Source organism: Roseicyclus sp., from assembly GCF_052168335.1.
GTDB lineage: Bacteria > Pseudomonadota > Alphaproteobacteria > Rhodobacterales > Rhodobacteraceae > Roseibacterium.
Genome location: NZ_JBQLZP010000667.1, coordinates 1 through 11,046, shown reverse-complemented (window position 1 = coordinate 11,046; position 11,046 = coordinate 1). Strand labels below are relative to the sequence as shown.

The window sequence follows — 11,046 nt, the reverse complement described above, 5'->3', positions numbered from 1 at the left end:
CCGACGATGGAAGACGGCACGCTCGCCCGCTGGCTGGTGAAGGAGGGCGACACGGTCAGCGCCGGCGACATCCTCGCCGAGATCGAGACAGACAAGGCCACGATGGAATTCGAGGCCGTTGACGAGGGCGTGATCGGCAAGATCCTCGTGGCCGAGGGCACCGAGGGCGTGAAGGTGAACGCGCCCATCGCCGTCCTGCTCGAGGAGGGCGAGAGCGCCGACGACATCGGCGCGACGGGCGGACAGAAGCCGCCGGAAGCCTCCTCCCATGTCGCGCCCGCCGCGGCCTCGGCCCCGACCGAGCCCGCGGGCGGCTATGGCCGGGGCGCGGCCCCTGCATCTGCCTCGGCCCCCGCCCCGGCGGCGTCGCCGGCCGCCTCGGACGGCGCGCGCGTCTTCGCCTCGCCGCTGGCGCGCCGGATCGCGAAGGACCGGGGCCTCGACCTCTCCGCCATCAAGGGCTCCGGCCCCCACGGCCGCATCGTGAAGGCGGACGTGGAGAAGGCCGAGGCGCAGCCCGCCGCCGCCGCGAAGGCGCCCGAACCGGCCGCCGCCGCCGCGACGCAAGGCGCCAAGCCCGCGATGCCCGCGGGCATGGGCGCGGACCAGGTCGCCCGCATGTACGAGGGCCGCGACTACGAGGAGGTCAAGCTCGACGGGATGCGCAAGACCGTCGCCGCCCGCCTGACCGAGGCCAAGCAGACGATCCCGCATTTCTACCTCCGCCGCGACATCCGCCTCGACGCGCTCCTGAAGTTCCGGGGCCAGCTCAACAAGCAGCTCGAAGCCCGCGGCGTGAAGCTCTCCGTCAACGACTTCGTCATCAAGGCCTGCGCCAACGCGCTGCAGGCCGTGCCCGGCGCCAACGCGGTCTGGGCGGGCGACCGCATCCTCCGGCTCGGGCCCTCGGACGTGGCCGTGGCCGTGGCGGTCGACGGCGGCCTCTTCACCCCGGTCCTCAAGGACGCGCACATGAAGTCGCTCTCCGCCCTCTCGGCCGAGATGAAGGACCTCGCCACCCGCGCGCGGGACCGCAAGCTCGCGCCGCACGAATACGTGGGCGGCTCCTTCGCCATCTCGAACCTCGGGATGTACGGGGTCGACAACTTCGACGCGGTCATCAACCCGCCCCACGGCGCGATCCTCGCCGTCGGCGCGGGCGTGAAGAAGCCCGTGGTGGGCGCGGACGGCGAACTGGCCGTGGCGACCGTGATGAGCGTGACGCTCAGCGTCGATCACCGGGTCATCGACGGCGCGCTCGGGGCCGAGCTCCTGCAGGCCATCGTCGAGAACATCGAGAACCCGATGGTGATGCTCGCCTGACACGGGATCGCGGCGCCGGGGAGGTTCGGCGGCGCAAGGGGACGGGGCCGCGCGAAAGACGCCTGCGGCCCCGTTTCCGTTCGCGGGGTTGATCTGCCGCAAGGTGCGCGGGCGCGGCGCGGCCTATCGGTGCGGAAGCCAACGACAGGGACACCCGATGGACTGGAAAGACACGCTCCGCCACACCTCAACGCTCCTGAAGCCCCTCCGCGCCGAGCAGTCGGCCGTGGCGCAGGGCTTCCACGAGCTTCACGACGCGGCGCTGGCCGAGGGCGCGCTCTCCACCCGGGAGAAGGAGCTGATCGCACTCGCCATCGCGGTCTCCAAGCAATGCGTCGACTGCATCGGCTTCCACGTGAAGGCGGCGATCCGCGCGGGCGCCACACGGGCCGAGATGGCCGAGGTCGTGAACGTCTGCGTCCTGATGAACGGCGGGCCGGGCTACATGTACGGCGCCAAGGTGATGGAGGCCTACGACCAGCTCGCCGACTGACGGGCGCGCGCCAGCCCCTTCATCTTTCCCGAAATACGCAAGAGCCCCCGCGCGGACCGCGCGCGGTTTCGGACACCGCGCCACCCTCGCCCGAGAGGGCCGGAAAACGGAGGTTTTCCGGCCGGCAAAACATCCGTTTTGCCCGCGTTTTCCCTTGGAAAACGCCCCCTCGACGCTGACCCCCTCAGCGCCGGAACGGCGCGCCACCCTCAGCGCCGGAACGGCGCGGGCCGCAGCCCCGACGCCGCGCTCTGCGTCACCTCCGCGATGCGGCGCGCCCGCGTCTCCCCCGTCTTCGCCGTCTTGATCCATTCCAGCGTGCCGCGCGTCACGCTCCGCGGCCAGGCGTCCCAGACGGGGCGCAACTCCCCCAGCGCGGCGGCGAGGTCGTCCGGCACCTCGCCCCGCTCCACGTCGTCGAGGAAGGACCACATGCCGTTCGCCTCCGCCGCGGCGATGACCGCCTCGCCCGCTTGCGTCATGAGGCCCTCGGCCCGCATCCGCGCCACGATCTCCCTGTTCACCGCCGACCAGGCCGAGCGCGGATTGCGCGCCGCGCAGCGGTGGCGCATCCGGTCGGCGTCGAGGGCGGCCACCTGCCCGTCGACCCAGCCCCAGCACAGCAGCTCCTCCACCGCCTGCCCCCAGGGGAGGTAGGCCGGGTGGTGCTTCTTGTAGGTGGCGATCCAGACGCCGGGGGAGGTGGCGTGGTGCGCCGCGAGCCAGTCCCGGAGCGCCGCCCGGCTCTCGACCGTGACGGTTTCCGCGCTCATGGCTGAAGCTCCTTCCAGCCGCCGGGCGGCAGCCCCTCCAAGGTGTGCGCCCCGACCGACCAGCGGACGAGGCGCAGGACCGGCAGGCCCACCTGCGCACACATGCGCCGCACCTGCCGGTTGCGCCCCTCGGTGATCGTGAGCCGCAGCCAGGCCTCCGGCACCGACTTGCGGAAGCGCACGGGCGGGTCGCGCGGCCAGAGCCAGCTCGGCGCCTCCACCGCCTCCACCACGGCGGGCCGCGTCGGACCGTCGTTCAGCGTCACGCCCGCGCGCAGCGCCTCCAGCGCTTCGGCGGAAGGCTCCCCCTCCACCTGGGCGAAGTAGGTCTTGGGCGTCCCGGACTTCGGCGACGTGATCCGCGCCTGGAGCCCTCCGTCGTTGGTCAGCAGGAGCAGCCCTTCGCTGTCCCGGTCGAGGCGCCCGGCGGGATACATCCCCGGCAAGTCGAGATACCGCCCGAGCCCCGGCCATTGCCCGTCGTCGGTGAACTGGCTGAGCACGTTCATCGGCTTGTTGAAGGCGACGAGGCGCGTCGGCTCCTTCGGGCGGCGGGGACGCGGGCGCGGGCGGCTCATCCCTGCCCGGCCCGCCATTGCGCGAGCCAGCGTTTCGGCGCCGCCTCCTCCCAGGTCCGCCTGAGCCGCGCCTCGGCCCAGTCGCGCCCGATCCGTCCGGCGGCGACCAGCAGGATACCGTGGTTGGCGTAATGCGGATGGAGGAGGAAGGTCTCGGGGTCGGCCTCGTGCAGGACCGCGCGCTCCTCGATACCGCCCTTGAAGCAGGCGGCGTCCCTGTAGGGCGACCACCAGCACCACATCTTGCCGTGCGCCTTGAGGTTGGGGTTGCCCCAGCTCACGGCGTCCTCGACCTCCGGCAGGCCCAGCGACAGGGCGAGCGCGCGCAGCTCCTCCCAGGTCGCGATGGCGGGCATCAGTGCGCCTCGGCCCAGTTCGCGCCCTGACCCGCGTCGACCACCAGCGGCACCGAGAGATGCACCGCCGGATGCGCCGCGCCCTCCATCACCTCGCGGGCCCGCGCGATCAGGGTCTCGGCGGCCCCCTCCTCCACCTCGAAGAGAAGCTCGTCGTGGACCTGGAGGAGCATCCTCGCGGGCAGCCCGTCGATCGCGTCCTCCATGCGGATCATCGCCCGGCGGATCACGTCGGCGGCGGTGCCCTGGATCGGCGCGTTGATCGCGGCGCGCTGCGCGAAGCCCGCGGTCGGGCCCTTGGCGTTGATCTCGGGCGTGTGGATCTTGCGGCCGAAGAGCGTCTCGACATAGCCGTTCTTCCGGGCGAAGCCCTTGGTCTCGTCCATGTAGGCTCGGATGCCAGGGAAGCGCTCGAAATAGCGGTCGATGAAGCCCTGCGCCTCGGCCCGCGGGATGCGCAGGTTGCGCGCGAGCCCGAAGCCCGAGATGCCGTAGATCACGCCGAAGTTGATCGCCTTGGCCTGACGCCGGATCTCGGGCGTCATCCGGTCGAGGGGGACGTTGAACATCTCGGACGCGGTCGCGGCGTGGATGTCCTGCCCCTCGCGGAACGCCTCCTTCAGCGCGTCGATCCCCGCGATATGGGCGAGGATGCGCAGCTCGATCTGCGAATAGTCGAGGCTGACCAGCACCTTGCCCGCCTCGGCCACGAAGGCCTCGCGGATGCGCCGCCCCTCCTCGGTCCGCACGGGGATGTTCTGGAGGTTCGGGTCCGTGGACGCGAGCCGCCCGGTGTTCGCGCCCGCGATCGAATAGGAGGTGTGGACGCGCCCCGTCTCGGCGTTGATGTGCTCCTGCAGCGCGTCGGTATAGGTCGACTTCAGCTTCTGCAGCTGCCGCCAGTCGAGCACCCGGCGCGGCAGGTCGTGCTCGGTCGCGAGGTCCTCGAGCACGTCGGCGGGGGTGGAATACTTGCCCGTCTTGCCCTTCTGCCCGCCGGGCAGGCCCATCTTCTCGAACAGGATCTCGCCGAGCTGCGCGGGGCTCCCGACGTTGAAGGTCTCGCCCGCAAGCTCCTGGATCTCGGCCTCGAGCCCCGCCATCTTCTGCGCGAAGGCGTTCCACATGCGGGACAGCGTGTCGCGGTCGACCTTGATGCCCGCCCGCTCCATCCGCGCCAGCACCGGGACGAGCGGCCGCTCCAGCGTCTCGTAGACGGTGGTGACACGCGCGCGGTGCAGCTGCGGCCTGAAGAGGTGCCAGAGCCGCAGCGTCACGTCGGCGTCCTCGGCGGCGTAGGGACCGGCCTTGTCGATCGGGACGCGGTCGAACGTCACCTGCGCCTTGCCCGAGCCGATCAACTCCTTGATCGGGATGCAGGAATGCGCGAGGTAGCGCTCGGCCAGCGTGTCCATCCCGTGGCCGTGAAGCCCCGCGTTCATCGCGTAGGACAGGAGCATCGTGTCGTCCACCGGCGCGACCTCGATCCCGTAGCGGCTGAGCACCTTCACGTCGTATTTCGCGTTCTGCGCGACCTTGAGGATAGCGTCGTCCTCGAGCACGGGCCTGAGCGCGTCCAGGCAGTCCCGAAGCCCCATCTGCCCCTCGGCGAGCGCGCTGTCGGCGAAGAGCCCGTCGCCCTCGCCCCGGTGACAGAGCGGGATGTAGCAGGCCCGCCCCGGCGCGACGGCGAGCGACACGCCCACCAGATCGCAGCTCATCTCGTCGAGCGAGGTGGTCTCGGTGTCGAAGGCCAGGACGCCGCGCGCCCGCGCCGCCTCGAGCCAGGGCGCGAGCCCCGCGAGGTCGCGCACGATCTCGTAGGCCCCGGTGTCGATCGGCGGAAACTCCGGCGCGCCCTCGACCGGCCCGCCCTCCTCCGACCCCTCGGGCGCCGCATCCGGGATCACGGGCGCCTCGACGCCCTTCTCGCCGGCGATCCGGCGGCTGAGCGTGCGGAACTCCATCTTCGCGAGGAACTCCATCAGCGTCTCGGTGTCCGGCTCCCGCACCTCGAGATCGTCGAGCGTCTCTTCCAGCGGCACCCGGTCGTCGAGCGTCACGAGCCGTTTCGACAGCCGGATCTGCTCGGCGAAGTCGATCAGCGTCTGGCGCCGCTTGGGCTGGGGAACCTCCTCCGCTCGCGCGAGGAGCGTCTCGAGATCCCCGAACTCGTTGATCAGCAGCGCCGCGGTCTTCACCCCGATCCCGGGCGCGCCGGGGATGTTGTCGACGCTGTCGCCCGCCAGGGCCTGCACGTCCACCACCTTGTCGGGCGAGACCCCGAACTTGGCCTCGACCCCCTCGCTGTCGATGCGCACGTTCTTCATCGCGTCGAACATCTCGACGCCGCCGCCGACGAGCTGCATCAGGTCCTTGTCCGAGGAGATGATCGTCACCCGCCCCCCCGCCTCGCGCGCCTGGCGGGCGAGCGTCGCGATGATGTCGTCGGCCTCGTAGTTCGCGAGCTCGAGACAGGCGAGGTTGAAGGCCCGCGTCGCCTCCCGCGTCAGCGGGATCTGCGGGCGCAGGTCCTCCGGCATCTCGTCGCGGTTCGCCTTGTAGAGGTCGTAGAGGTCGTTGCGGAACGTGTGGCTGCCCTTGTCGAAGACGACGGCGGCATGCGTCGGCGCGTCGGGGCCGGTATTGGCCTCGATCATCCGGTGCACCATGTTGCAGAAGCCGGCGACCGCCCCGATGGGCAGCCCGTCGGACTTCCGCGTCAGCGGCGGCAGGGCGTGATAGGCGCGGAAGATGAAGGCGGATCCATCGACGAGGTGAAGATGATGACCTTTTCCGAATGCCATGACGCCCTCCGCCCCGCTCCTGTCGCCGCCCGGTTCTACCCCGCGCTCCTCGCGGGCGCGACCTTGTTTTTCGCCGCCGCGGCCGATGCGCAGTTGCGCCTCGCCCCCGACTGCGTCCTGCGCGCGGGCCACCCCGAGAGCTGCGCCCATGTCGTCGCCTGCATCGGCGGCGACACGCGCTTCGTGGGCGGCTCCGTCGGCCGGGACAAGGGCACGCTCCACGGGGCGCTTCACGGGGCGCTTCACGGGGCGCTCCACGGGGCGCTCCACGGCGAGCTCTACGGCGGCGCGACCTGCGAGGGCACCTGGGACAGCACCATCGGCCGGGCCGAGTTCGCCTGCTCCGACGGCACCGAGGGCAGCGTCGCCCATACCAGCATCGACGGCCCGACCGGCACCGCCATCGGCACGGGCACCACGCTCGACGGCCGCCCGGTCGAGGGCTGGTCCGGTCACGCCATCGCCGAGTTCGTCGCGCGCGAGCCGGGCCGCGTCACGCTGCGCTGCGGGACGGAGGACGTCCTGATGATGTGAGCTCAGGCCCGCCCGGGGCCCGACTCCGCCGCAGGCCCGGCGAAGTCGGCATGCACGAACTTCTTGTCGCAATAGCCGCACTCGACATAGCCGAGCACGTGGTCGACGGAGAGCCAGACGCGCGGATGGCCGAGCGCCCCCTCGCCCCCGTCGCAGGACACGCGCCAGGTCGTGACGATCTCGGTCTCGGGCGGCTCGATGGGCATGGCGCGGCGTCCTCGGTTCGGTCTCGCGCCGATATGGCAAATCGGGAGCGCGCGGGCAAGCCGGGCATTGCCGCGCGGCCGCATCGCGCATCGCCACTTTCCGCTCCGCCGGGTCAGGCCTGCGCCCGCCGCGCCCGCGCGAGAAAGCAGCAGTTCCGCGCCGAACGGATGTCGACGAAGGCCACGCGCGGATCGGCCGGCAGCTCCGCCGCCCGCCCCGCCACGACCTCCCGCGCCACGATCCCGCCCGTCCCGTGGACGATCCGCTCCTCCGCCGACGAGCCCCTCACCCGGTCGTCTGCCGAGGCGGAGGAGCACCAGGACCGCCTGGCCCGCCGGCACGTCCCGCAGACCGTGCCGGCAGGGCGCCCCGGTTCCGCCGGAGATCCCGCAGACCTCGGCCCGGTTGCCTTAGGCGTCGGGCCCGCCCGTCGAATGGCCTTCGTCTCGGATCGTCATGCGGTGCGTCTCCTTCCGCAGGACGCCCCGTTCCTGCCCTCCACACGCGCCCTCCGCGACCCGGAATCTGGGCCTTCGCCCCTTCATCTTTCCCCAAATACCGCCGGGGGGAGGGCCGCAGGCCCGGGGGGCGGCGCCCCCCGACCCGAGCCGCAGGCGAGAGGAAAGGCGCGCGGCGCCCCGGAGGGGGGCCGCACCGCCCGGGCGGCCTCAGCCGCGGTCGAGCATCCGCCCGAGCGGCCGGCCCGCGAGGATGTGGAGATGGTAGTGCGGCACTTCCTGCACCGCGTCCGCGCCCGCGTTCGAGATGGTGCGGTAGCCCGCGCCGCCCGCGCCCGGCCCGATCCCCGCCTCCGCCACGATCCGGGCGGCCACGCGGTGGAAATCGACGATCTCCTCCGGGCTCGCATGGGCCGCGAAGTCGTCGAAGGTGACGTAGCGTCCCTTCGGGATCACCAGGACGTGGACCGGGGCCTGCGGGCGGATGTCGTTGAAGGCGAGCGTGTGCTCGGTCTCCAGCACGGTCGCGTTCGGGATCTCGCCGCGGAGGATCTTCGCGAAGATGTTCTGGTCGTCGTAGGCGTAGGCCATGGGCGCGCGGTCCTTCAGTCCGAGAAGAGGTAGGGCGTCTCCGCCAGGGCATAGCCCGTATCGGCGTCGATGTCGAAATAGTCGGCGAGCACCGCCGCGTTCTCGGCGGGGGCCCGGTCCTGGCGCAGGCGCCAGTGGTTCTGGAACTCCGCCTCGCGGATGCGCACGGACTGGTCGTCGAACTCGTGGCGCAGCGTCGGCAGCATGCGCTGGATCACCTCGTCGGGCGTCCGGTCGGTGGCGAGGCCGACGCGCCGCGCATGGCCCACGAGATACTGGTCGTCGAAGACGCATTGCAGCTCGAGGATGCGCGCGTTGGCGCGGTCCGACATGAAGTCGCGCATCAGGTCGATGTTCGCGGGGTCGAGGCAGATCATCAGCCGGTCGGTGCCGTAGTAGTCGAACAGCATCCGCATGATCGCGCGGCGGTGACGGTTGCGTTTCTCCAGCGTGCGCTCGATGCCGCCCAGGTGCGGCACCGGGCAGGCCGCCTCGTCGAAGAGGTACTCCACCCCCCGGATCGCCAGCCGGTCCTCCGCCGCGTGCAGCATCCGCTTGGCGACGTGCCATTTCTTGCAGACGATCATGTAGAGCTCGCGATCCGGGCCGAGCGTGCTCTCGCGTTCCCAGAAGCGGGTGCCGAAGCGCCGCCCGATCCGCCCGCGCCCGGTGAGGAAGGCATAGAGCTTCGGGCCCTCCTGGCTGACCGTGAAGTCGGTCCGGTCCGACACCCACAGCCGCCCGAGCCGCTCCTTCAGCACCTTCGCCTCCGGGCTGATCTTGCGCGCGAAGAGATAGTCCTGGGAAATCAGCAGGTCGTACTGGTCGTTGTAGAAGGTGACGGGCATCCCGTAATCGGAGAACATCTTGAAGGTCAGCGTGCGGCTCTCGATCTCGCGGGCGGGAACGAGGTGGCGGACCATCGTCTGGAAGAAGGTCTCGTCGGGGATCCAGGTCGTGCGGAAGAAGCGCACCACGTCGGGGCGCTTGCGGATGAACGCGAGAATCGCCTCGATCGTGCGGCGCCGGAGGCACCACCACTGGCTGCCGATCATCACCTGGATGTCCGCGGGGATGCGCCGCTCGAGCCGGAGGCGCCGCTGCAGCGCGAGCAGGCCGTAGAACAGCTTCTGCCGCGTGCGCTCGTTGACGACGTGGCGGTAGACCAGCCGCTCGCGCTTGAGGCCGGTCTTGATCCAGTCCGAGGCGAAGAAATCGAAGCTCTCGATGTAGTCGCGGTCGGCGCCATCGAGGAAGGCGTGGGCGTAGGCCGCCGACTTCACCGCCGCGCAGTCGCCCGAGAGCATGTAGAAATGCGTGGCGCGCGGGAAGGCCTCGACCGCCGCCTCGACGGCGTTGAGCGTGGCGCGCACGAGGCTCCACTCGCCCCAGCCGCATTTCACCCGCCGCGCGGCGAAGGCGACGCCGGCGTTGTCCTTCAGCGCCTCGGTGATCCTCGCATAGGTCTCGGAGGGCGCGCGGGCGTCGAAATGGATCGCGACGCAGTCGCCCGTCGCGGTCAGCCGCTCGGCCTGGCGGATGATGGCCTCGGGGTCCTTGTGACAGAGGAGAATGAAGGCGATCTTTGCCATGTCCGCTACGATACGCGTCACTGCCCGCTTTTTGTTGCGTCAGCCATAGCGCACGGAGATTGAAGAAGCACCACTTCTTTGCTTCTTTGTCGCACGGGCGGCCCCCGCGGCAAGACGGGGGCGGCCGGAGCAGTCGGCGGACGAGAGGCGGAGATGGGCTTTCCCGGAACCTGGATGACGACCAGCGAGAGCATGGTCTACCGCGTGGTGCCCAAGTGCGCCTGCTCGACCATCGGCCAGATCATGTACTACAGCGACAACGGCCGCTTCTACGACGGCGACATCCACGACGCGGCCGAAGGGATGCACAAGTGGGCCTTCGAGGGCAGCCAGCCGCTGATCGAGGCCAATATCCGCGATCACCGCGGCTTCGCCTTCACCTGCGTGCGCAACCCCTACACGCGCATCCTGTCGAGCTTTTTCGACAAGATCTGCGGCATCCAGCGCAACGGCCGGCGCTACCGCGGCAATCTCGTGCCGCTCCTGATCCAGAAATACGGGATCGAGGTCGGCGGCGAGGACGGCAAGGAGGAGTTCGACCAGATCCGCAGCTTCCGCCGCTTTCTCCTCTTCGCGCGCGACACCATCCGCTGGCGCCGGCCGATGGACCCCGACATCCACTGGTCCTCGATGTCGGGCCACATCTCGACCTTCGTGGTCAATGGCGGGCGCTACGACCACATCTTCTGGACCGAGAGGTTCGACGAAGGGATGCAGGTCGTGCTCGACCGGACCGAGACGGCGCATCCGCTGGACCTGTCCGACGTGCCGCGCTTCAACGAGAGCGAGGGGCACGGGCCGAAGCGCGCGCATCCGGTCGAGGACTACTTCGACGACCTGTCGATGCATCTGGTCTACGAGATCTACAAGAGCGACTTCGACCTCTTCCGCTACGACTTCGCGAACCCCGCCAACAAGATGCCGACGGGCGAGATCGACCTCGACGAGGTGCACGCCAAGCTTGGCGACCCGGCGTGACCCATCTGCCGCAATGACGTGCGGAGCGGCCGCCGCAGGGTTTTCCCGCATTGATTCGCGATTCGGCGCTGGCTAGCGTCCCGATCACTTGTTGTTAACGGTGGGCTGGCAGGTGTGACATGTCGAGGATGCGAAGGCTGAAACCCGTTTCAACGAGGGTCGCGGCAGGCCTCGCCATCGCGCTCGCGCTGTCGCCCGCCCCTGGTGTGGCGCAGGACGCAGCGATCTCGGCCGAGCGCGCCGCCGTCTTCGCGCGGATGCTCGACGCCCCGTCCGACCGCGCGCTCATGCTGCAATACGCCCGCCTCTCGGTGCGGATGCGCGACTACGAGGCCGCCGTCTCGACGCTGGAGCGG

13 protein-coding genes are annotated in these 11,046 nt (G+C 70.5%); 5 read left to right on the top strand and 8 right to left on the bottom strand.

From position 1 onward, the window contains the following. A partial coding sequence (locus tag ACTS11_RS20385; protein ID WP_442642112.1) for a pyruvate dehydrogenase complex dihydrolipoamide acetyltransferase occupies positions 1–1,323 on the top strand: 1,323 nt, incomplete at its 5' end. A gap of 157 nt (positions 1,324–1,480) precedes the next feature. Further along, positions 1,481–1,816, top strand: a complete 336-nt coding sequence (locus ACTS11_RS20380) for a carboxymuconolactone decarboxylase family protein (protein WP_442642111.1) — start codon at positions 1,481–1,483, stop codon at positions 1,814–1,816. Positions 1,817–2,025: 209 nt separating this feature from the next. Here ACTS11_RS20380 and ACTS11_RS20375 read toward each other — a convergent pair whose 3' ends face one another. Genes ACTS11_RS20375 through polA form a run of 4 tightly spaced genes read right to left on the bottom strand, consistent with a single transcriptional unit; the run spans position 2,026 to position 6,330 of the window. Further along, the gene (locus ACTS11_RS20375; RefSeq protein ID WP_442642110.1) at positions 2,026–2,589 is read right to left on the bottom strand and encodes a YdeI/OmpD-associated family protein; all 564 of its coding nucleotides are present in this window, start codon (positions 2,587–2,589) and stop codon (positions 2,026–2,028) included. Further along, entirely contained in the window at positions 2,586–3,167 is a 582-nt protein-coding gene (locus ACTS11_RS20370) for a pseudouridine synthase (RefSeq protein ID WP_442642109.1), read from the bottom strand. Before ACTS11_RS20370 ends, ACTS11_RS20375 begins: the two co-directional genes overlap by 4 nt. After that, on the bottom strand, positions 3,164–3,523 hold the full coding sequence (locus ACTS11_RS20365) for an MmcQ/YjbR family DNA-binding protein (protein ID WP_442642108.1): 360 nt from the start codon (positions 3,521–3,523) through the stop codon (positions 3,164–3,166). Before ACTS11_RS20365 ends, ACTS11_RS20370 begins: the two co-directional genes overlap by 4 nt. Further along, positions 3,523–6,330 carry a DNA polymerase I gene (polA, locus tag ACTS11_RS20360; RefSeq protein ID WP_442642107.1) on the bottom strand — a complete coding sequence of 936 codons (2,808 nt, stop codon included), beginning with the start codon at positions 6,328–6,330 and terminating at the stop codon, positions 3,523–3,525. Before polA ends, ACTS11_RS20365 begins: the two co-directional genes overlap by 1 nt. On the opposite strand from polA, the gene ACTS11_RS20355 reads away from it, so the two are divergent. Continuing rightward, a complete protein-coding gene (locus ACTS11_RS20355; RefSeq protein ID WP_442642106.1) occupies positions 6,307–6,864 on the top strand; it encodes a hypothetical protein in 558 nt (185 codons plus the stop codon). The two genes, polA and ACTS11_RS20355, sit on opposite strands and share 24 nt — an antisense overlap. Before the next feature lie 2 nt (positions 6,865–6,866). Here the strand turns inward: ACTS11_RS20355 and ACTS11_RS20350 are convergent, their stop codons facing one another. From ACTS11_RS20350 to ACTS11_RS20335, 4 genes are all read right to left on the bottom strand, one after another. Next, on the bottom strand, positions 6,867–7,070 hold the full coding sequence (locus ACTS11_RS20350; protein WP_442642105.1) for a zinc-finger domain-containing protein: 204 nt from the start codon (positions 7,068–7,070) through the stop codon (positions 6,867–6,869). A gap of 113 nt (positions 7,071–7,183) precedes the next feature. After that, a complete protein-coding gene (locus ACTS11_RS20345; protein WP_442642113.1) occupies positions 7,184–7,507 on the bottom strand; it encodes a DUF1203 domain-containing protein in 324 nt (107 codons plus the stop codon). 232 nt (positions 7,508–7,739) lie between these two features. Next, on the bottom strand, positions 7,740–8,120 hold the full coding sequence (locus ACTS11_RS20340) for an HIT domain-containing protein (RefSeq protein ID WP_442642104.1): 381 nt from the start codon (positions 8,118–8,120) through the stop codon (positions 7,740–7,742). A 14-nt stretch (positions 8,121–8,134) separates the two neighbouring features. Beyond that, a complete protein-coding gene (locus ACTS11_RS20335) occupies positions 8,135–9,712 on the bottom strand; it encodes a DUF5928 domain-containing protein (RefSeq protein WP_442642103.1) in 1,578 nt (525 codons plus the stop codon). A 153-nt stretch (positions 9,713–9,865) separates the two neighbouring features. Here ACTS11_RS20335 and ACTS11_RS20330 point away from each other — a divergent pair, with 153 nt between their 5' ends. Both ACTS11_RS20330 and ACTS11_RS20325 read left to right on the top strand, forming a co-directional pair. Then, on the top strand, positions 9,866–10,690 hold the full coding sequence (locus ACTS11_RS20330) for a sulfotransferase family protein (RefSeq protein ID WP_442642102.1): 825 nt from the start codon (positions 9,866–9,868) through the stop codon (positions 10,688–10,690). Positions 10,691–10,809: 119 nt separating this feature from the next. Then, positions 10,810–11,046 (top strand): hypothetical protein (locus ACTS11_RS20325; protein ID WP_442642101.1); only part of this gene is annotated, 237 nt, incomplete at its 3' end.

Bases quoted from the DNA above. Each gene is read 5' to 3' on its own strand.
- ACTS11_RS20380 (WP_442642111.1), top strand. From the start codon at position 1,481: ATGGACTGGAAAGACACGCTCCGCCACACCTCAACGCTCCTGAAGCCC.
- ACTS11_RS20375 (WP_442642110.1), bottom strand. From the start codon at position 2,589: ATGAGCGCGGAAACCGTCACGGTCGAGAGCCGGGCGGCGCTCCGGGAC.
- ACTS11_RS20370 (WP_442642109.1), bottom strand. From the start codon at position 3,167: ATGAGCCGCCCGCGCCCGCGTCCCCGCCGCCCGAAGGAGCCGACGCGC.
- ACTS11_RS20365 (WP_442642108.1), bottom strand. From the start codon at position 3,523: ATGCCCGCCATCGCGACCTGGGAGGAGCTGCGCGCGCTCGCCCTGTCG.
- ACTS11_RS20355 (WP_442642106.1), top strand. From the start codon at position 6,307: ATGATGACCTTTTCCGAATGCCATGACGCCCTCCGCCCCGCTCCTGTC.
- polA (WP_442642107.1), bottom strand. From the start codon at position 6,330: ATGGCATTCGGAAAAGGTCATCATCTTCACCTCGTCGATGGATCCGCC.
- ACTS11_RS20350 (WP_442642105.1), bottom strand. From the start codon at position 7,070: ATGCCCATCGAGCCGCCCGAGACCGAGATCGTCACGACCTGGCGCGTG.
- ACTS11_RS20340 (WP_442642104.1), bottom strand. From the start codon at position 8,120: ATGGCCTACGCCTACGACGACCAGAACATCTTCGCGAAGATCCTCCGC.
- ACTS11_RS20335 (WP_442642103.1), bottom strand. From the start codon at position 9,712: ATGGCAAAGATCGCCTTCATTCTCCTCTGTCACAAGGACCCCGAGGCC.
- ACTS11_RS20330 (WP_442642102.1), top strand. From the start codon at position 9,866: ATGGGCTTTCCCGGAACCTGGATGACGACCAGCGAGAGCATGGTCTAC.